The following is an 18,773-nucleotide window of genomic DNA, read 5'->3' as shown; positions in this document are numbered from 1 at the left end:
TCGAAGGTGCGCCACGTTCCCAGGCCGACCGCGGGAATCGTCTCCCCCGTCGAAGGAATCGGGCGCGCGATGAGCGCGAGGGCTGACTGACCGTCCGCCCGACCGGTGGCGGCGCTGGCCGCCGAGGCGGCCAGCAGGGCCCGCGCCGCCCGACGGGAGAGGGGTGGGCCGCCGTCAGGGTTCACGGATCGACTCCTCCGGCCACCTTACCAGAGCACCCACACCTGCCGCATCGCCACAGGAGCGGCGAGGCGGCCCGGGCTAGAGAAGCAGGCGGTCCTCATAGTCGATCCGGGACAGGATCCGGGGCGCGCCCTCGGTGACCAGCACCATGTCCTCGATCCGCACACCGGCGCCGCCTTCGACGTCGGGGACCCATACGAGCGGCTCCACGGCGAAGACCATGCCCGGCTGCAGGGGATACACCGTGGCGCCCTCCATCGTCTCGCCGATGTAGGGCGGCTCGTTGGCGCCCATCCCGATCCCGTGCCCGATGAACAGGCTGAACAGATGCTCGGCCAACCCGAACTCCGCGATCTTGTCGACGATGGCCCGGGAGACGTCCAGGTTGGTCTTCCCCGGCCGCATCGTGGCGATCCCGGCCTGCAAGCCCTGGAAGACCGCCGTGTAGACCTCCTTCTGCCGCCGCGAGGGCTTGCCCACGATCGTCATCCGTCCGATATCGGCGAAGTAGCCGTTCCACATGGCGCCGATGTCGATGAAGCAGACGTCGTGGTTGCGGATCAGCTTGTCGCTGCAGATGCGGTGGGGCGGAGACATGTGCTCGCCCGACGCGACGAACGGCGTGATCACGTGAGCCATCTCTCCGCCCAGGTAATACAGGGTCTGCATGGCGTCGCCGGCCACCTCGCACTCACGCCGGCCCTCGCGCACGGCGTCGAGGGCCCGCCGGGTGACCGCCTCCCCGATGGCGCAGGCCTCCTCGATCACCGCGATCTCCTCGGGCAGCTTGACGAGACGCGCCTGTTGCATAGCGGAATCGCCGTCGACCAGCTCGATGTCCGGCAGCAGCGTTCGGATGGCCTCGACCAGGATCATCGTGGGCTGATCGACGCCCAGGCGACCGGCCAGGAGCTTGTGCCTGGCCAGGGCCGGCTTGAGCACCGAGCGCACGAAGCCCTCGACCAGGCCCCGCTCCTCCATCACGGGGATGGCGTGCACCTCGGCGAGCCAGGGCATCTTGGCCAGCGCGCGATCCCGCTCGCCGCCCGAGCACAGCAGGATCGGCTCGGCGTCGCGGGGGAACAGCACGCCGTTCAGGGAGCTGCTCTTGCCGGCGATGAGCTGTGCCCGCAATCCGGTCAGATAGCGGACGTTCTCGTCCTTCCACACGAGCAGGCCGTCCAGCCGGTGCGCCGCCATCTGCGTCCGCGTCTTCTCCACCCGCTTGCGACGCAGCTCCGCGTAGTCGACCCGGGCCTCGTAGTCCACGTCGAACTGTCCGAGCGCATAGCTCATGAGCGATCTCCCCGGTTGCCGTGATGGGGCCGCAGTCTAGCACTCGGGGCGGACAGCCTGTAGATTGCGCTTCCAGGAGGGACGGCGATGCTCTTTCCCACCACGCTCGTCGGCAGCTACCCGCAGCCCGAGTGGTTGATCGACCGCCAGAAGCTGGCCGGGCGGTTCCCGCCCCGTGTGCGGGCGCGCGAGCTGTGGCGCATCCGCGAGCCCTGGCTGGCCGAGGCGCAGGACGACGCCACCCGGCTGGCCATCCGGGCCCAGGAAGCGGCGGGGCTCGACATCATCACCGACGGGGAAATCCGGCGCGAGAGCTACTCCAACCGGTTCGCCACCGCGCTAGCGGGCATCGATATCGATCACCCTGGCACCGCCCTCGACCGCTCCGGTCATCCCAACCCGGTGCCCCGCATCGTGGGGCCGATCCGCCGCCAGCGTCCCGTCGCGGTCGAGGACACCCGCTTCTTGCGATCGGAGACTACCAGGCCCATCAAGATGACCGTGCCGGGCCCGTTCACGATGTCGCAACAAGCCCAGAACGACTACTACCCCGGCGACGAGGCGGCGGCCATGGACTATGCGGTCGCCGTGAACGAGGAGATCCGTGATCTTTTCGCTGCCGGGGCCGACATCGTGCAGGTCGACGAGCCGTACATGCAGGCGCGGCCGGACAAGGCCCGTCAGTTCGGGCTGGCTGCGCTCAACCGGGCGGTCGAGGGCATCGTCGGCACCACCGCCGTGCACATCTGCTTCGGCTACGCCGCCATCATCCACCAGCGGCCCTCGGGCTACTCCTTCCTGCCCGAGCTGGCCGGGTGCTCCTGCCACCAGGTCTCCATCGAGACGGCGCAGGCCAACCTGGACTGCTCCGTCCTGGCCACGCTGGCCGGCAAGCAGATCATGGTCGGCTGCCTGGACCTCGACGACTCGAGCGTGGAAACGCCGGACACGATCGTCGCCCGCATCCGGCGCGCCCTGCTCTACGTCAAACCGGAAAACGTCGTCCTGGCCCCGGATTGCGGGATGAAGTACCTCTCGCGCGAGGTGGCCTTCGGCAAGCTGAAGTCGATGGTGGCGGCGGCGGAGCGCTTACGGGCGGAGCTTGGAGAGCGCCGGGTCCCTGACTGATAGGGCTCGCCGTGAACACGCCCGCCGCGCTCCGAACGTCCTGATCACCGGGACTGGACGGTCGTGTCGATCCACGCTTTCGCGACCTCGAGGGCGCACCGGTCGGCTTCCTCCCGCGAGGAAAAGCGCACAACCCTGGGCGAGTAGAGCGGCATCGCTTGTGCCCAGTGCCCGTCGATCCGCATCGACACGACGACGCGCGGAGACCAGGCCGTCCTGTTGATGGAGTACGACTCCGGCTGGATCCGGTAACCCCTGTACGTGATCTCGTCCGGAGGAAGGCTCGGGGCAGGCGCTTTCGGCACCGGAGTGACGACCGGTCGAATGACCCGTCGGATGACGCTCATGGTCCGGCTCCTTCAGGGCAGTGGGTACAGCGGGCCACAGCTCACCGGAGTCTCGACGCCAGCTGCGTCAGCCATGAAGACCGAGGTGACGGCACGCTCAGTGTACCACGTTCAGCACTGCCGCCCCGCGGGCGTTACTTCAGGGTTTTCCGGGCCTGCTCGTAGAGCGGCAAGACGCGCTGGGAGAAGAGCTCGAGGTCCTTGATGCGCGCCTCGTTCGACGGATGCGTCGACAGCAAAGCCGGAGGACCGCCGTCGCCCGAGATCTTCGCCATCTTTTGCCAGAGACCGATCGCCGCCCGGGGGTCGTAGCCGCCCCGCGCCGCCAGCTCGACGCCCATCCGGTCGGCCTCGGTCTCGTGCAGGCGCGAGTACGGGAGCAGGAAGGTGACCTGCCCGACGATACCGGCGAGATCGGCTCCCGTCTGACCGATGCCGAGCACGGCGCCCACCGCGGTCGCGCCGACGCTCGTGGCCACCTGTTGGGACGCGCGCTCGCGTCCGTGCTCCCGCAACGCGTGGGCAATCTCGTGGCCCATGATGGCGGCCACCTCGTCGTCGGTGAGCTGGAGCTTCTCGAGGATGCCGGTGTAGAACGCGATCTTGCCCCCCGGCATGCACCACGCGTTGATCTGGGGCGAGGTGATGACGTTCACCTCCCACTTCCAGCCCGGCGCATCCTTCCGGAACACCGCGGTGTGCGGGATGATCCGGGTGGCGATCCCCCGGACCCGTTGCACCTGCTGGGGATTCTGGTTCACGGCGCCCTTCGCGCTGCCTTCGGCGAGGACCTTCTGGTACGCGACCGCCGCGCTCTGGTTCATCTGTTCCGAGGAGACGAGCAGAAGCTGCTTGCGTTCTACCCCGACCGCGCCCTTCTCAGTCGTCGTGGCACACCCGACGAAGGTCATCGCCGCCACAACGACAAGACCAACACGACTGATCGTCCGGCCCTTCATCTGGCTTCTCCTCGTGCTCGGCCCTCTCCCTCGGCGCGCCGCCGGGGCCGACCACGACGGCGGCATCATTATGAAGAAAGCGCCGGCTCCTGTCACGCCGTCCTCCAACACCTGCGCGCGCCGGCGAATATGCTCGCGGGTGGCGCGCGGGGAGCGTATACTGCGTGATGTCTGGCTCGATCGTAGGCTCACCGCGAGCTTTCATCCCTCTCAGACCGCGTTCCCCGGTCTCTTCCGCTTCCTGGAGCGTGTGACGACTGCGGAAGACTGAGCGGGCCCGTTCGGGCCTCACGAGGAAGTGCCCATGTCGTTTGCTGCCTTCTCCCTGCACCCCGACCTGCAACGAGGTCTCGATGCCCTCGGCTTTACCACTCCTACGGCTATTCAGAGCGAGGCTATTCCCGTGGCGTGTCGGGGGCGCGACGTGCTCGCCTGCGCCATGACGGGCAGCGGCAAGACCGCCGCGTTCCTGCTTCCGGTCTTGCAGCGGCTTCTTGGCCGGCAGCGTGGCGTCACCCGCGCGCTTGTCATCGCGCCGACCCGCGAGCTGGCCGCCCAGATCGACGAGCACCGCGGCCAACTGGCGCGCTTCACGCGCATCGGCGGCGCCGCCCTGTTCGGGGGCGTTCCGATGGGACCGCAAGAGGCGGCGCTTCGTCGCGGCGTCGACATCCTCGTCGCCACGCCGGGCCGCCTTCTCGATCACCTCCGGTATCCCTACGCGCGCCTCGATGGGCTCGAGGTTCTCGTCCTCGACGAGGCCGACCGCATGCTCGACATGGGATTTCTGCCGGACATCCGGAGGATTCTGAAGTACGTCCCGGCCGCGCCGCGGCAGACCCTGCTCTTCTCGGCCACCCTGCCGTCCCCCATCGTCACCCTGGCCCGCGACCTGCTGGACGACCCGGTGACCATCGACGTCGGGCGGCCTGCCGCGCCAGCAGTGGGCATTCGACACGCCGCGTATCCGGTGGCCCCGGACCTGAAGCTGCCTCTGCTGCTCGCCCTGCTCCGTCAGCCCGATGTGCAGAGCATGCTGGTCTTCACCCGCACCAAGCACCGGGCTGACCGCCTCGCCGAGGCGCTCACGCGGCGGGGGGTGGCTGCCGCCCGCATCCACGGGAATCGGAGCCAGGGACAGCGCACGCAGGCTCTGGCCGCCTTCAAGGCAGGAACGGCTCGCGTCCTGGTGGCCACCGATATCGCGGCCCGCGGGATCGATGTCACCGGGGTGACTCATGTGGTGAATTTTGACGTGCCGAAGCTACCGGAAGACTACATCCACCGAGTCGGACGCACGGCACGGCTGAACGCCCAGGGCGATGCCGTCTCGCTGGTGTCGCCGCCGGAAGATGCGGACTTCCGCCTGATCGAGCGCGCCGTGAGCACCCGAATCAGGCGCCTCACGCTACCGGACTTCGATGACACGCCCCCCGCCCTGGCCACCGTTTCGCAGAGGCGCTCTGCCCGCGTGCCGACACGCCATCGGGGCTGAGGCGGCTCGATCCGGGTCGTCCTTCCCTCTCGACCCGCCGCGACGTCACCGGGTGGGTCTTGTCTTCGATCGTCGCTGAGGTTGACCGGGCGCAGTCGATTCCGCCCGGTTGCCCTCGGCTCGCCCTCTCCGACGGGCCGTGCTCCTGATACGGCGGACCGCGTTGGCCTGACGCTCAACGTTGGTGAGGAGGGCCGAGTTGTCATCCCGCTTCAGTCCCTCCTCGATCAGAGCCCGGAGGACGATCTGAAGGCTCACGGGAAGCTTGAGTGTGGTCGTCGCCCGCCCGGCGAAGACGCGCGCCCGATCCAGGACGTCCTGGGAGAGGACGAGGAGGACTCTCGCCTTATTCGTGAACAACCCGCCTCCGTCCTGAGCCCAGCCCCTCGCGCCTGTTCGCTGTATATGTTCTATACTTGTAATATAGCTTGACATTTGATATATGTCAAGCTGGAGACGCGAGGGAAGCAGACATGTCGAAGTTCATCCAGCTCTGCGCATCGCACGACGATCTCTTCGCGCTCGACGTGGATGGGAATGTCTACCAGTACAACTTCACCACGAAGACCTGGATAAAGCTCATCCCGAGCCGGTCAGACGAGAACGCCTTTTCTGAACAAGCTCGATCGGACAGGCGCAATGAGCCGTGATAACGCCGTGCATTGCCGGCATAAGAACAACCCACCGGTTGTCCACATTTCCACGGTTATCCACAGACCGCCGAACTGCCCATCTGATGCGCTCTCGCACTCGCCGCCGCCAAAAGGGACGGTCTGTTCATCCACCGGGAGCACGGGCTCAAAATTCTCCCGTTTCGAGCGGTCGCCGCGCCGCGAGCCCGCGCAGACATGCGTTTGATGCGGACAAACAAAGTGTTGACATCGGCGTTCGCTTAGCCCCAGGTGAACTTCGCCAGGCAAAGACCAGAGCGCCCGGGGGAACGAGTCGGAAGCCAGAAGGCCGACCCCGCGTATGAGCGCAAGGTGAAGGGCATGCCTGTCCCATGACATCAAAGAAGATGACGCCAAAGCGGATGGGGGATCTGCTCGACCGTATCGAGTGCCTGAAGCACCCGTGCGATCTCGATTCGCTGCTATTCTTCTATCGCCATCCACGCTCGTTCCTCATCGGCGAGCGCCTGGCCGCGTACGTCGGATACGACGTCTCGCAAGTCGCGCAATCGCTCGAAACCCTGATTGCGGCTGGGCTGCTGCGTCGGTCCCCGGACTCCACCCATCCCGCGCGGCTCTACGTTCTCACCCCAGGCAGCACGCTCGGCGGGTGGCTCTCGTCGCTCCTGCGATTCGCCACGACCCGAGAAGGCCGGTTAGCGGTCATCCACGCGCTCAAACAGCGACAGCCGCTAAGACCTTTGGCTGACGACGAGCCCGAACCATGGCCAAGGGTCGAGTATTACACGGAGGCTAGAGAATCCCGTATGCATCGATAAAGGCCTGGTGCATCTCTGGTACGAGCCGCCCCAGGAGATCGAGATCGACCGGCATTTTGCCCAGATCGAGACGATCGTCGAGAACTTCAAGCCCAAGCGCGCGGTGATCGACAGCCTGTCAACCCACGGGTCGAGTCTGGGCGTCGCTGAACCGGTTACCTTGGCCTCATCTCCCGCGCGCCTGAACGCCGAGGCCAGCAGGTAGTCCCCTAACAGCCCGTGGTGAAAGTCATCAGAAATCCCTCGCCAGCTCTGGAGGGACGAACGTAAAGTGCGGTCCATGGCGATGGGCAAACGCAAGGGCGAGCAAGCTCCGATGTGGGTGGCCAGCGCCGACCTGCCGGTCTCGCCGGGCCATCCGTTCTACACCAGGCTGAAGGCGATCCTCGACGAGGCCGGCTTCGATCGGTTCGCGGAGGCGGAGTGTCAGCAGTTCTACGCGCCCGTGATGGGTCGGCCGAGTCTGCCCCCGGGACGGTACTTCCGCTTGCTGCTGGTCGGGTACTTCGAAGGGCTCGACTCCGAGCGCGGCATCGCGTGGCGCGCCGCGGACTCGCTGGCCGTGCGCAGCTTCGTGGGGCTCGGCCTCGACACCGCGGCGCCGGATCACTCCACGATTTCGCGCACCCGGCGATTGATCGCACTCGAGACGCATCGCGCGGTCTTCACCTGGGTGCAGGAACGACTCGCGGCGGCCGACTTGCTGAAGGGCCGGACCGTGGCGATCGACGCGACGACGCTGGAGGCCAACGCCGCCATGCGCAGCATCGTCCGCCGGGACACGGGCGAGACGTATCAGGAATTCCTGACCCGACTCGCCGCGGAGTCTGGCATCAAGACGCCGACGCGCGAGGCGCTGGCGCGACTCGATCGGCGGCGGAAGAAGCGGACGTCGAACACAGACTGGAAGAACCCGTTCGATCCGGACGCGAAGATCACGAAGATGAAGGACGGCCGCACGCACCTGGCGCACAAAGCCGAGCACGCCATTGATCTCGACAGCGGGGCGATGGTGGCCGTGACGTTGCAGGGCGCGGACGTCGGCGACACCACCAGTCTCGTCGAGACCGCGATCACCGCGGCCGAACACGTCGAGGCCGCCCATGCCGCGAGCCCCACGCCGGCGGCGCTCACCGAGCTCATCGCCGACAAGGGGTATCACAGCAATCAGACGATGATCGATCTGCACGCGGTCGGCGTGCGGTCGTACATCGCCGAGCCCGATCGTGGCCGTCGACACTGGACCAAAGCGCCGGACGCGCAACGTGCGGTCTACGGCAATCGACGGCGCGTGCGCGGGGTGCGCGGCAAGCGGCTCCTGCGTCGACGCGGTGAGTACGTCGAACGATCCTTCGCTCACGTGTACGACACCGGCGGGATGCGCCGCACGCACTTGCGCGGGCATCGGAACATCCTCAAACGCCTGTTGATCCACGCGAGCGCCTTCAATCTCGGAATTCTGATGCGGCAGGTGTTCGGCCGGGGCACGCCGCGCGGGCTCCAAGGAGACCCGTTGGACGCTCGTTCGCTTGAAATTGCCCTCGCCATGCTCTACGAGCGGCTCTGGGTGATTGCAGACGTGTTTCTGGCGCACCTACGACTCCTTCCGCGCGCACCGCGGAGTCCTTCGGCGTGGGCGCCTGCTTGATGGCCCGCACAACTTTCACCACGGGCTGCTAAGCCGCCAATGTGATTCTCAGCGTCCACGCCGGCGCCGCCTTCTTGCGGCAGTTCGTCCGGGAGACCTCGGTGTACCCTGCTTCAATCTGTCCACGAATACACTGCGGCACTCGTCGCGGCAGAATCGATGCGCCTCGGCCTTGAGTTCTCTTCCGCACGCTTCGCACCTTGCCATCGCTGACTCCTCGGCGATCACACGCCGCCACGTTCTAAGCCATAACAGCCCTCAGGGACACACGTTCTGTGGACACCGACGGTACCGGCGCTGATCCTTGCCCGTCGTCCCTCATGATCCGGTAGAGGATCCACCCGCTGCCGTCATCGGCGGCGACACGCTCGGCCCGCTCGAACAGGCTCAGTCGCCTCCTTCGCACTCGAACTGGTGGATACTCCGCGAGAACCGCCTTCTCGCCCAACGCGACCGCCGCCGCTGGTAATAGCGCCTCCACCCAGTAACGGGCGACGATTCCTCGCCTCTCGTTGTAGAAGTCCACTCGCCACCTCATGCCCACCTCCTCGTACGTATCAGGTTGGCGGGCGCAGCCGCGCCAGCGCGGAACGGGGGAGATCCGAAGACGGGTGTTTCACGAACACTTGCCAACACCTGTCGCCGCCACAAAACCGCTGCGTGACGTCTTTAAGTTCGGCTCCACATGACTCGCACCTTGCCATTGCCTAATCCGCTCTCATGTTCCGAGGCGGCTGGAGTACCAGAGAGTGCGCTGAGCGACGATCGCGAGGGCAGCGCCTGCGCACCCGATCAGGAACATCCCCAGCAGGTTCGTGTCGCGGGAGACGAGGATCCAAAAGAAAACATGAGAGGTTCCCGCCTTTCTGGAGTGCAACATCAACTGAAGATCCTCCGGACGCCCCCGAGGAACCCGGTGTCCTCAGCTACGACCTGAGCGAGCTCGCCGAAGTCCAGCCACACGCCCTGGCAGCGCGAGCACTTGTCCAGCTCGACGCCCCGATACAGGACGGGGACCATCTCGCCAGCGCACTTCGGGCACCGTCCCCTGGCGACAGCCAGGATGCGCTGTCGTTCTTCGTCGGCCGCCCGGGTTTCCCGCTCGTTGAGGGCGTTCCTCCGTCGCTCGAAGTCGAGCCTCGCGAAGTACTCCTCTTCCTGTTGTGTCGGTTTCATCTGCATCGCCGCATTCTCCTTGCTTCCCGAAGCGAGGTTCCGCGGGGTTTCAGGCGCCTGGCGGCTCCAGGGCGCGGCAAGTCCCGAGGACCGTCATGAGGACGATCCCCCGGCGCACCTCCCGATGGGTTCCCAGGCCCGAGGGCGCTCGACCACCGGCCGCAACGGATGTCGCCGCCACCCCGGTCGCTCTGCCGGCCGGAGTGCCGCGAGGGCGGGCGCCCGCCCCGATCGCCGGCACCGGTGGGGTTCGCGGGGAAGCGGGGACGCTCGGCGCTTCGGACCAGCCGTCTCGCCGGGCCCCGCCCTCGAGCCGCCTCTTGACCGCACGCATGAGGAGGCTGAGCAGCGGGGCCAGCACGAGTGCCACCATGAAGAGAATCTGTACCCGTGTCATCCCGGCCCTCTACTTCTTCGGGCTCGTGAGCGACCCATCGGGGGCGCCCGCGATCGCGTCCCGCATCGTCGTGTCGGCCTGCACATTCTTCATCCGGTAATAGTCCATGATCCCGAGGTGGCCCTGGCGGAAGGCGTCGGCCATCGCCCGCGGCACTTCGGCCTCGGCCTCGACGACGCGTGCCCGCATCTCCTGCTCGAGCGCGATAGCCATGGCGCGCCGCTCCTCCGCCTTGGCCTGCGCGATCTGCTTGTCGGCATTGGCCTGGTCGATCTGGAGCTTGGCGCCGATGTTCTCGCCGACGTCGACGTCCGCGATGTCGATCGACAGGATCTCGTAGGCCGTCCCCGCGTCGAGCCCTTTGGACAGCACGTGCTTGGAGATGTGATTCGGATTCTCCAGCACGTCCTTATGGGTGCTGGCCGAGCCGATCGTGCTGACGACTCCCTCGCCGATCCGGGCGATGACGGTCTCCTCACCGGCGCCGCCCACGAGGCGGTCGAGATTCGTGCGGACCGTCACCCGACAGATGGCGTGAAGCTGGATACCATCCTTGGCCACCGCCGCGATGCGTGGCGTCTCGATCACCTTGGGGAGGACCGACATCTTCACCGCCGCCAGCACGTCGCGGCCGGCCAGGTCGATCGCCGCGGCCCGCTTGAACGGCATCGTAATGTTCGCCTTGTCGGCCGAGATCATGGCGATTACCACGTTGACGACGTTGCCGCCGGCCAGGTAGTGCGCCTCGAGGTCGTTGATCGGGACGTCCAGCCCAGCCTTCACCGCGCTGATGCGCGCGGTCACCACCGTTCCCGGCGGCACCCGTCGGAAGCGCATCCCGATCAGACTGAAGAGCCCGACGTAGGCCCCCGACGCCCAGGCCGCGATCCAGAGCCGGACGGGGATGAGATACAGCACGAAGGCCAGTACCGCGACCACCAGGACAAGGAGCGCGACGCCCCCGAACAAGCCTGTCTCCATGCCAATCATGACTGAGTCCTTTCCGCGAGCTGCCGCACAACGATCCGGTTGCCGTCCACCTTGACGACCGTGATCGGTTCTCCCATTTCGATGAAGTCCCCATCGGAGACGACGTCTACCCGTTCCCCTTCGAGCGTCGCGATGCCGGCGGGCCGCAGCGTGGAGGCCGCCGTCCCGCGTTTGCCGAGCCACATGCGATCGGCTTCCGGAGCCGACGCGAACCCCTCGCGCGCTTCGAGCTCGGTCTCGAGAACGAGCCGGCGGCCGAAGGGCAGGCGCGGCAGGAAGCGCAGCATGACCAGCGAGGCCCCGATGGCCAGGAGCAGCGACACCACGACTTGGCCGATTGCGCTGAGCACGACCGGCCACGTCGCCCCGGCACCGACGAGGCTCAGCCCGAGCCCCCCGAGCAACGCCCCGATCCCCAGCGTTCCCGTGAGGCCGAAGCCCGGGGTGACGAAGATCTCGAGCCCGAGGAGACCGAGCCCGAGGGCGACGAGCAGGACCTCCTCCCAGCCGGCCAGCCGCACGAGCCAGTGCCCCCAGAAGAAGAGGCCCAGGCTCAGGATGCCGAGCGCTCCTGGCACGCCGAAGCCCGGCGTCCGCAGCTCGAGGATGATCCCGAGAATGCCGATCGTCGTCAGGAGCGAGCTGACGATCGGGTGGGTCAGGAAGCGCACCAGTGTCTCGGCCCATGTCGGCGTGGCCCGGCGGACCTCCGCCCCGGCGAGGCCCAGGGACGCGAGGACGGCGTCGACCGTGTCCGCGCGGAAGTCGGCGAAGCCGTGCGCGAGCGCCTCGTCGGTCGTGAGCGTCAGGAGCTTGCCTTTGGGGCTGAGACCGGGGATCTCCACATCCGCATCGACCATCGCCTCGGCGAACAGCAGGGGCCGCTTCCGGATCTCGGCGGTAGCCCGGAACTCCTTGCGCATGTACGAGATTGTCTTTTCCGCCACCGGCTGGGCCGGGCTTCCCGGGGCTCCGATCTGGACCGGGGTGGCCGCTCCGATCGTCCCCCCCTCAGCCATGACGATCGTCTCGGCGGCCAGGCTGATGAGCGCCCCGGCGGAGATCGCCCGCTTGTTGACGAAGGCGACGGTCCGCACGGGCGCGCGGAGCAGCGCGTCGCGGATGATGACGGCGGCGTCTACGCGCCCCCCGAAGGTGTTCACCTCGAGGACGACCGCGGCGGCGCCCGCCGCCACGGCCTCGCCCAGGATGCGCTCGACGAACGGCGCCAGCCCGAGGTCGATGATGCCCTCGATCGGCACCACGTAGACGACCGCACGGCCACCCGGGGTAGCCGGCGGTTGTCCGGACCACGCTGTCGCGGCCCCGACCGCCACGAGCCCCAGCACCGCGGCCCGCAGCGGTCGCAGCAACCTGGCTCTCATGGGCCTGAAGGGAGCCAGCTCACGCGGCCTACTTACCCTCGCCGATGGAGACGCTGAACTGGACCGTCTCCTCGCGGTATGGCGACGGGATATACGCGAGCTCCAGGCGGATCTCTTTCAACTTCTGCGCCTTCAGCGCCTCGGCGGGGAAGGCAACATCCAGCGACTGGATGGCCTCCTGCCCGGGGTCGAGCCGGTCACTGCTGCCCCCGTACGTGGCGAACGTGAGGGCCGGCTCGGTCCGGGCGTCCTCGAGCTTGATCGGCTGTCCCTCCGAATCGATGTACTTGATCGTCCCGGTGACGAGGCGGACAGTCTGATTCTCCGAGCTGTTCTTGAGCGTGACGATCGCCGTGAGCTTTGCCGCGGAGACGACACGGCCGGAGCCTTGCTCGACCTGCTCCGTGACCTTCATATTCGTCACTTCGCCGGTGACGATCCCGGCTTTCACCTTCATCGCGGCGGGCGTCACCGTGTACGTCTTCTCCTCGACCACCGCTGCCGTCGCTGCCGGCTGCGGGGCGGGGCCGAGGGTCATCCACGCCACCACGGCCACGACCGCTGCCACCAGCCCGCCCCTCCACCACACATCGCCCCTGGCCCCGCCAAGACGCTCGGTGGGCCGAAGCTTGCGCTGAGCGATGATCAGGACCGCCGCTCCGGCGAGGGCGACGAACAGCATCGCGACAATCCCAGCGCTTGGGAACAGGCCGGAGGCCCGGAAGATCCAGCTGGCCCCGATGCTTCCGACGAGGCCGAGAATGATGTCGTTCTTCAGCCCGTAGCCGCCGCGCTTCATGACCAGTCCGGCCAGCACGCCGGCGAGCACTCCTACCAGCACCCACGTCACGAACATGGTGAAACTCATGACTCTTCCTCCTTCACCCGGTTACCGCTCACTCGCATCCACTCGCCCCGCACCGTTGCCCGCGCCGCCCCTCCCCGCTGTTTGCGCCCGCTGGACGGACGAGGGTGCAGGCGCCTCTGGCCGGCGGGCGGAGCAGCCGCCGGCATGTTGCCGTTCTGTTGCACCAGGAGGGCGGCGAGCATCTGGACGGCCCGCTGGTCCACGGCCCGGTCGTCGATCAACACCTGCACGGCCGGGCCCGCGAGCCCCCGGACCCGCTCGGCCGCCCCGGTCGAGCAGACGATGACGTCCACTCGGCGAAGCAGACGCCCCAGCGCAGCCCCCGCGGCGGGGCAAGCCCCGACCAGCACGATGTTCGGCAGGCCCGCGTTCGCGATCGAATGCTCCAGGTTGTGGGCCGTCTCGGCGGCGACGGAGGCCACACCCACCCGTGTCCCCGACGGAAGCTGGGCGAGGTGGTGGAGCGTCTCGAGATGCGCTTCGGCGAGCAGGGCGATTACCGGGACCCCCCTGCCGCTCAGGAGCCGCTCCACTTCCGGCAGATGGCAGAAGCTCGTGACCGCCGCCCGCCAGCGAGCGGGTTGCTTCTGGCGCCGGGTGACCGCGGCCAGGTCGCCGAGGAGCACCGGGTCCACGTGGACGGGGAGGTGGGCCTCGAGTTGCCGGGCAAAGAAGTCGAGCTCCGGCTGGCTGCATTCCACCAGGAGAACCTCCACGGCCCCCTGGACGGCGGCGGGCCGGACGCCGGCCACGCTCAGGACCGCGACCGCCAGGTCGTCGGCGGTCATGCCGAGGGCGGCCGCCCGGATGACCATCTCTTGTAAGAACCCTTCGCGGAGATGCGGGGAGGGGCGGGTGGGCGGCGCCGGGGCCACGAACACGCCCTTTCCCCGCCGAGCCTCCACGTAGCCGCCCTGCTTGAGATCCTCGATGACGCGCGCGACCGTGTTCGGATTGATGCCGAGGAAGCCGGCGAGCTCCCGGATGCTGGGCAGGGCCTGGTCCTGGGGGACACCGCCGCTCTCGATGGCGTGCTTGAACTGCTCCGTCAGTTGCCGGCGGATCGGGATCGGACTGTGCCCGTCGATCTTCAGATTCATCGGGACCCTCATGCTGTACGTGCACACTAGTACACTAGATCAATTCTGTCAAGGTGTACTATTTCAGTGGTACACTAGCCCGCTGGACAATCCAGCCGGGGCTCACACCACCTGGAAGAGAGGGAGGCACGAGCGATGGCTCGAGCACTGAAGGCGACGCGCGCTGTGGCTCAGGCAACGAAGACGACGCTGCGCCCGCTCCACGACCGCGTGCTCGTCAAGCGCCGCGAGGAGCAGGACGAGAAGCACGGCAGCCTCATCATCCCCGACACCGCTAAGGAGAAGCCGCAGGAGGGACAGGTGATCGCCGTGGGGACCGGCAAGGTCACCGACGCCGGCAAGCACTTCCCCCTCGCGGTGAAGGAAGGCGATCGAATCCTCTTCGGCAAGTATTCCGGTAGCGAGGTCACGCTCGCCGGCGAGGAGTACCTCATCATGAGGGAGGAGGACATCCTCGGCATCCTCGGCTCGTGAACGAGCGGCTCAGCCGTTTTCAACCATTTCGGCGCACTGGGGAGGGAGAGCACCATGCCTAAGCAGCTTCTGTTCAACGAGGAAGCCCGCGCGGCGCTCTTGCGCGGGGTCAACGTCATGTCGCACGCCGTCAAGGCCACCCTGGGGCCGAAAGGGCGGAACGTCGTCATCGCCAAGAAGTTCGGCAGCCCCACCATCACCAAGGACGGTGTGACCGTCGCCAAGGAAATCGAGCTGCCAGACCGCCCCAAGAATCTGGGGGCTCAGATGATCAGGGAGGTCGCCGCCAAGACCTCGGACGTGGCGGGCGATGGGACGACCACGGCCACCGTGCTCGCCCAGGCGATCTTCCGCGAGGGGCTCAAGAACGTGACTGCGGGCGCGAACCCGATGGGCCTGAAGCGGGGGATCGAGCAGGCGGTCGACATGGTGGTCGAGGAGCTGAAGCACATGGCCAAGGCCACCAAGGATAAGACGGAGATCGCTCAGGTCGCCACGATCGCCGCCAACAACGACAAGACGATCGGCAACTTGATCGCGGAGGCCATGGAGAAGGTCGGCAAGGACGGCGTCATCACCGTGGAAGAGGCCAAGGCGATGGAGACGACCCTGGCGGTGGTCGAGGGCATGCAGTTCGACCGGGGATACCTGTCGCCGTACTTCGTCACCGACCTCGAGCGCATGGAGTGCGTGCTCGAGGACGCGCTCGTCCTGATCCACGAGAAAAAGATCAGTGTGATGAAGGACATGCTGCCGCTGCTCGAGCAGGTGGCGCAGGCGGGGCGGCCGCTGCTGATCATCGCCGAGGACGTCGAGGGCGAGGCGCTGGCCACCCTCGTGGTCAACAAGCTGCGCGGCACGCTGCACACGTGCGCGGTGAAGGCGCCGGGCTTCGGTGACCGGCGGAAGTCCATGCTGGAGGACATCGCGACCGTGACGGCCGGCAAGGCGATCACCGAAGACCTCGGCATGAAGCTCGAGAACCTCAAGCTCGAGGATCTGGGCCGGGCCAAGAAGGTGGCCGTGGACAAGGACAACACCACGATCATCGAGGGCGCCGGCAGCTCCAGGGAGATCGAGGGTCGTATCAAGCAGATCCGGGCCCAGATCGAGGAGACGACCTCGGATTACGACCGGGAGAAGCTCCAGGAGCGGCTCGCCAAGCTGGCCGGCGGCGTGGCCGTCATCAAGGTCGGGGCGGCCACCGAGACCGAGATGAAGGAGCGGAAGGCGCGGGTCGAGGACGCCCTCAACGCCACGCGGGCCGCCGTGGAAGAGGGAATCGTGCCGGGAGGCGGCGTGGCGCTGCTCCGCGCGTCGGAGGCCCTCGGCAGCCTCAAGCTCTCGGGCGACGAGGCCACCGGGGTCAGCATTGTACGGCGCGCCCTCGAGGAGCCGATCAGGCAGATCGTCGAGAACGCCGGGCTCGAGGGCTCCGTAGTCGTCGAGAAGGTCAAGGGGGCCGTCCCGAGCACCCGCGGCTTCGACGCCGAGACCAACGAGTATGTCGACATGATGCAGGCGGGGATCATCGACCCGGCCAAGGTGGAGCGCGTCGCCCTGCAGAACGCCGCCTCGATCGCATCCTTGCTGCTCACGACCGAAGCGCTCGTCACGGACAGCCCGGAGGCCGCGAAGGCTGATCCGGCCATGGCGCACGGAGAGGAGTTCTAGCTTCGAGGCCGCCCGGCGCTGAATCCGGGGCGCCGGCGGGCCTGACCTGCGCGACTTCTTCGCCCCGACCGTGGATGCCGGCAACGGCAAAGCGGACGGCGGCGACAGAGGTCGCGCAGCTCGCTCAGGTTTCGCGCGGGGCGTTCGGCATCCCCATACGCCGTAGCCACCGGAAATGGGAGGCCATGCCCTCCCGGAACGAACTGTGCTCGGTGTAGGTGACGCCAAAGTCTCGGCATGTCTGTTCCACCAGCTTCGAGATCGCCGGGTAGTTGACGTGGCTGATCCTCGGGAACAGATGGTGTTCGATCTGGAAGTTCAACCCGCCGAGGAGCCACGCCACGACCCGGCTAGGCCGGGCGAAGTCCACGGTCGTCTCCGCCTGGTGGATGGCCCAGGCCTGCTCGATGCGCCCGGTGCCCGCGGAGGGCAGCGGAAACGCCGCCTCTTCTACGCAGTGGGCCAGTTGGAACACCACGCTCAGGGCGGTCCCCAGCACCACCGCGGCGACCCCGTAGTAGAAGAGGACAACCGCCACGGGGTGGAAGAGCAGCGGGACGCCGAAGGCCCAGGCGAGAAAGGTCGCCTTACCGCCCACCAGGAGGACCAGGTCCCACCCCGTCGGGCGGCGGACTCGGTGGCGGCCAATCCGGCCGGTGACGAGCCTCCGGAAGTCGTCGACGAATTGCATCTTGACCGCCAGCAACCCGTAGACCGGCCAGAGGTAGAGGTGTTGCCACCGGTGAAAGGCGAGCCGCGTCTGATGCGGCGTCACCCGGGCGAGGATGCCCAAGTTGATGTCCGTGTCGTGGCCGGTGACATTGACATAGGTGTGATGGAAGACGACGTGTTTCCAGCGCCAGAAGTACGAACTGGACCCCATCAGGTCCAGCATCATCGCCATGAGCTTGTTGACCGAGCGGTAGTCGGAATACGCGTCGTGTCCGCCGTCGTGCTGGACATTGAATCCGATTCCGGCGGCGGCCAAGCCCACCAGAACGGCCAGCGGCACACCCTGCCACCAGGCGTCGGCCGCGAACACCAGCAGCAGGTAGGAGACCGCCAGGCCGACGAGAATGATCGCCGTCTTCACGTACATCTGCCAGCAGTCGCGCTCCCGGCGGCCGGTGGTCCGGAAAAACTCGTCGACACGCCGCCGGAGCTCGAGCTGGAAGGCGCTATTCGTCCCGAACTTGAGCGTCCCGCCGAACGAGTTCAGCGTCGTCGTCCCTGCCCTACTCCCCAGACGTTGGTGGCGGAACCAGCATCGTCGAACTGGCCTCTGATCGTCCGCGGAGCCTCATGATCTCGCGCGCATGCTCGAGCAGTTGAGCCTCCCCCTTCCTGATGCGGTCGATGTATATCCGGCGCTGAGATTCTCGCTGGGCATCCTTCTGCGCCAGCTGTTCGTACAACTGTGCCTCGCGAGCCTCAAGCTCGTGAACCCGCTTCAGGCGGTCTTCCGTGAACCTTCCCCCTCGGAGCTCAAACACGAAGATCATCAGCACACTCGCCACCACGAAGGCGGCGAGGATCCGGCGGCCGCTCAATTCACCACCCTCCCCCGAGCCACCTCGCGAGCCCTCGACGCCTCGCGAGGTGGAGCGGGCGGAGTGAGCGGCGTCCGTGCCCGGCGACGATCCGCCGCCGGATTCAGCGTGACGCCGACTCGGCGCAGGCCTCCGCTGCCAAAGTAGTCGATGTAGCGGTCGATACGCTTCGGCCGATCGACATCGGCGGTGAGCTCACGTGCGGCCGGCCTTTCGTGTGACATGGCAGCCTCCCGCGGTTCTTTAACAGTGAGGGTGGTTCTTCGTTGCATCGCGCCATGGCCCCGGTGATTGCGATCCCCTCCGACAGCTCCACGGATCGCGTGCAGCACAGCGTCCTCGTCGAAGGGCTCCCACAGGTGGGCGGCCGCCCCGGACTTCTCGACGCGGTCGCGGGTCAAGTCGTCGTCATAAGACGTCATGAGGATGACCGGAACGGCCAGTCGCTGCTGGAGACCGGCGTATCGTCCACGTGAAACCCCTGAGAAGACTCTGCACGACGCCACGCGTGGGCGCTATTGGACCTTGGTCGCCTGCGGTGAGCCCGCGGGCGAGGCGGGCTGCCGGGGCGCGTATTGGGCCTAGGTCCAATAGGCCGACGGCTTCGGGGCAACTAGAGTCAAGACGGAAAACGGAAACCCGGACAGCTCGTT

At 67.1% G+C, this 18,773-nt stretch carries 20 protein-coding genes; 8 read left to right on the top strand and 12 right to left on the bottom strand.

Annotated elements, in window-relative coordinates; translation table 11 throughout:
* Together VFR64_08765 and VFR64_08760 are read right to left on the bottom strand one after the other, a co-directional pair.
* The coding region (locus tag VFR64_08765; protein HET9489830.1) for an aldo/keto reductase at window positions 1-185 on the bottom strand (185 nt) is incomplete at its 3' end.
* Window positions 186-261: 76 nt separating this feature from the next.
* Entirely contained in the window at window positions 262-1,479 is a 1,218-nt protein-coding gene (locus VFR64_08760; protein ID HET9489829.1) for a Xaa-Pro peptidase family protein, read from the bottom strand.
* Between the two features lie 87 nt (window positions 1,480-1,566).
* Between VFR64_08760 and VFR64_08755 the strand changes: the two genes are divergently transcribed.
* A complete protein-coding gene (locus tag VFR64_08755; GenBank protein ID HET9489828.1) occupies window positions 1,567-2,607 on the top strand; it encodes a 5-methyltetrahydropteroyltriglutamate--homocysteine methyltransferase in 1,041 nt (346 codons plus the stop codon).
* Between the two features lie 44 nt (window positions 2,608-2,651).
* Here the strand turns inward: VFR64_08755 and VFR64_08750 are convergent, their stop codons facing one another.
* Window positions 2,652-2,954, bottom strand: a complete 303-nt coding sequence (locus VFR64_08750) for a hypothetical protein (GenBank protein HET9489827.1) — start codon at window positions 2,952-2,954, stop codon at window positions 2,652-2,654.
* Between the two features lie 134 nt (window positions 2,955-3,088).
* Complete coding sequence (locus tag VFR64_08745; GenBank protein HET9489826.1) at window positions 3,089-3,913, bottom strand: M48 family metallopeptidase; 825 nt, start codon at window positions 3,911-3,913, stop codon at window positions 3,089-3,091.
* Between the two features lie 304 nt (window positions 3,914-4,217).
* Between VFR64_08745 and VFR64_08740 the strand changes: the two genes are divergently transcribed.
* From VFR64_08740 to VFR64_08720, 5 genes are all read left to right on the top strand, one after another.
* On the top strand, window positions 4,218-5,408 hold the full coding sequence (locus tag VFR64_08740) for a DEAD/DEAH box helicase (protein HET9489825.1): 1,191 nt from the start codon (window positions 4,218-4,220) through the stop codon (window positions 5,406-5,408).
* 473 nt (window positions 5,409-5,881) lie between these two features.
* Complete coding sequence (locus VFR64_08735; protein HET9489824.1) at window positions 5,882-6,058, top strand: hypothetical protein; 177 nt, start codon at window positions 5,882-5,884, stop codon at window positions 6,056-6,058.
* A 353-nt stretch (window positions 6,059-6,411) separates the two neighbouring features.
* Window positions 6,412-6,858, top strand: coding sequence for a hypothetical protein (locus VFR64_08730; protein ID HET9489823.1), 447 nt, complete (start codon window positions 6,412-6,414; stop codon window positions 6,856-6,858).
* Between the two features lie 7 nt (window positions 6,859-6,865).
* Window positions 6,866-7,063: a hypothetical protein gene (locus tag VFR64_08725; protein HET9489822.1), complete on the top strand. Its 198-nt coding sequence runs from the start codon at window positions 6,866-6,868 to the stop codon at window positions 7,061-7,063.
* Window positions 7,064-7,138: 75 nt separating this feature from the next.
* Window positions 7,139-8,506 carry a transposase gene (locus VFR64_08720; GenBank protein HET9489821.1) on the top strand — a complete coding sequence of 456 codons (1,368 nt, stop codon included), beginning with the start codon at window positions 7,139-7,141 and terminating at the stop codon, window positions 8,504-8,506.
* 241 nt (window positions 8,507-8,747) lie between these two features.
* Here VFR64_08720 and VFR64_08715 read toward each other — a convergent pair whose 3' ends face one another.
* The 6 genes from VFR64_08715 to VFR64_08690 all read right to left on the bottom strand — a co-directional run bounded on the left by VFR64_08715 (window position 8,748) and on the right by VFR64_08690 (window position 14,422).
* Complete coding sequence (locus tag VFR64_08715; GenBank protein ID HET9489820.1) at window positions 8,748-9,044, bottom strand: hypothetical protein; 297 nt, start codon at window positions 9,042-9,044, stop codon at window positions 8,748-8,750.
* Window positions 9,045-9,385: 341 nt separating this feature from the next.
* Window positions 9,386-9,682 carry a zf-TFIIB domain-containing protein gene (locus VFR64_08710; protein ID HET9489819.1) on the bottom strand — a complete coding sequence of 99 codons (297 nt, stop codon included), beginning with the start codon at window positions 9,680-9,682 and terminating at the stop codon, window positions 9,386-9,388.
* A gap of 406 nt (window positions 9,683-10,088) precedes the next feature.
* A complete protein-coding gene (gene floA, locus VFR64_08705) occupies window positions 10,089-11,060 on the bottom strand; it encodes a flotillin-like protein FloA (protein HET9489818.1) in 972 nt (323 codons plus the stop codon).
* A 5-nt stretch (window positions 11,061-11,065) separates the two neighbouring features.
* Complete coding sequence (locus VFR64_08700; protein HET9489817.1) at window positions 11,066-12,442, bottom strand: NfeD family protein; 1,377 nt, start codon at window positions 12,440-12,442, stop codon at window positions 11,066-11,068.
* Window positions 12,443-12,482: 40 nt separating this feature from the next.
* On the bottom strand, window positions 12,483-13,322 hold the full coding sequence (locus VFR64_08695; GenBank protein ID HET9489816.1) for a GlsB/YeaQ/YmgE family stress response membrane protein: 840 nt from the start codon (window positions 13,320-13,322) through the stop codon (window positions 12,483-12,485).
* Window positions 13,319-14,422, bottom strand: coding sequence for a GntR family transcriptional regulator (locus tag VFR64_08690; GenBank protein ID HET9489815.1), 1,104 nt, complete (start codon window positions 14,420-14,422; stop codon window positions 13,319-13,321). Before VFR64_08690 ends, VFR64_08695 begins: the two co-directional genes overlap by 4 nt.
* 165 nt (window positions 14,423-14,587) lie before the next feature.
* Here VFR64_08690 and groES point away from each other — a divergent pair, with 165 nt between their 5' ends.
* A complete protein-coding gene (gene groES / locus VFR64_08685; protein HET9489814.1) occupies window positions 14,588-14,896 on the top strand; it encodes a co-chaperone GroES in 309 nt (102 codons plus the stop codon).
* A 54-nt stretch (window positions 14,897-14,950) separates the two neighbouring features.
* The gene (gene groL / locus VFR64_08680) at window positions 14,951-16,570 is read left to right on the top strand and encodes a chaperonin GroEL (GenBank protein HET9489813.1); all 1,620 of its coding nucleotides are present in this window, start codon (window positions 14,951-14,953) and stop codon (window positions 16,568-16,570) included.
* Between the two features lie 124 nt (window positions 16,571-16,694).
* Here groL and VFR64_08675 read toward each other — a convergent pair whose 3' ends face one another.
* Together VFR64_08675 and VFR64_08670 are read right to left on the bottom strand one after the other, a co-directional pair.
* A complete protein-coding gene (locus VFR64_08675) occupies window positions 16,695-17,669 on the bottom strand; it encodes an acyl-CoA desaturase (GenBank protein HET9489812.1) in 975 nt (324 codons plus the stop codon).
* A 136-nt stretch (window positions 17,670-17,805) separates the two neighbouring features.
* The gene (locus VFR64_08670) at window positions 17,806-18,120 is read right to left on the bottom strand and encodes a hypothetical protein (GenBank protein HET9489811.1); all 315 of its coding nucleotides are present in this window, start codon (window positions 18,118-18,120) and stop codon (window positions 17,806-17,808) included.
* Window positions 18,121-18,773 lie beyond the last annotated feature (653 nt).

The sequence above is a fragment of the Candidatus Methylomirabilota bacterium genome (assembly GCA_035709005.1).
Classification (GTDB): domain Bacteria; phylum Methylomirabilota; class Methylomirabilia; order Rokubacteriales; family CSP1-6; genus 40CM-4-69-5.
Note: the sequence above shows the minus strand (reverse complement) of the source record. Positions and strands in the feature narration are given on the sequence as shown.

What these genes read in the sequence shown, in the direction of transcription:
- VFR64_08715 (HET9489820.1), bottom strand. Translation starts at nt 9,044, where the DNA reads ATGAGGTGGCGAGTGGACTTCTACAACGAGAGGCGAGGAATCGTCGCC.
- VFR64_08750 (HET9489827.1), bottom strand. Translation starts at nt 2,954, where the DNA reads ATGAGCGTCATCCGACGGGTCATTCGACCGGTCGTCACTCCGGTGCCG.
- VFR64_08695 (HET9489816.1), bottom strand. Translation starts at nt 13,322, where the DNA reads ATGAGTTTCACCATGTTCGTGACGTGGGTGCTGGTAGGAGTGCTCGCC.
- VFR64_08690 (HET9489815.1), bottom strand. Translation starts at nt 14,422, where the DNA reads ATGAATCTGAAGATCGACGGGCACAGTCCGATCCCGATCCGCCGGCAA.
- VFR64_08740 (HET9489825.1), top strand. Translation starts at nt 4,218, where the DNA reads ATGTCGTTTGCTGCCTTCTCCCTGCACCCCGACCTGCAACGAGGTCTC.
- VFR64_08735 (HET9489824.1), top strand. Translation starts at nt 5,882, where the DNA reads ATGTCGAAGTTCATCCAGCTCTGCGCATCGCACGACGATCTCTTCGCG.
- floA (HET9489818.1), bottom strand. Translation starts at nt 11,060, where the DNA reads ATGGAGACAGGCTTGTTCGGGGGCGTCGCGCTCCTTGTCCTGGTGGTC.
- VFR64_08675 (HET9489812.1), bottom strand. Translation starts at nt 17,669, where the DNA reads ATGTACGTGAAGACGGCGATCATTCTCGTCGGCCTGGCGGTCTCCTAC.
- VFR64_08745 (HET9489826.1), bottom strand. Translation starts at nt 3,913, where the DNA reads ATGAAGGGCCGGACGATCAGTCGTGTTGGTCTTGTCGTTGTGGCGGCG.
- VFR64_08720 (HET9489821.1), top strand. Translation starts at nt 7,139, where the DNA reads ATGGCGATGGGCAAACGCAAGGGCGAGCAAGCTCCGATGTGGGTGGCC.
- VFR64_08755 (HET9489828.1), top strand. Translation starts at nt 1,567, where the DNA reads ATGCTCTTTCCCACCACGCTCGTCGGCAGCTACCCGCAGCCCGAGTGG.
- groL (HET9489813.1), top strand. Translation starts at nt 14,951, where the DNA reads ATGCCTAAGCAGCTTCTGTTCAACGAGGAAGCCCGCGCGGCGCTCTTG.
- VFR64_08710 (HET9489819.1), bottom strand. Translation starts at nt 9,682, where the DNA reads ATGAAACCGACACAACAGGAAGAGGAGTACTTCGCGAGGCTCGACTTC.
- VFR64_08760 (HET9489829.1), bottom strand. Translation starts at nt 1,479, where the DNA reads ATGAGCTATGCGCTCGGACAGTTCGACGTGGACTACGAGGCCCGGGTC.
- VFR64_08730 (HET9489823.1), top strand. Translation starts at nt 6,412, where the DNA reads ATGACATCAAAGAAGATGACGCCAAAGCGGATGGGGGATCTGCTCGAC.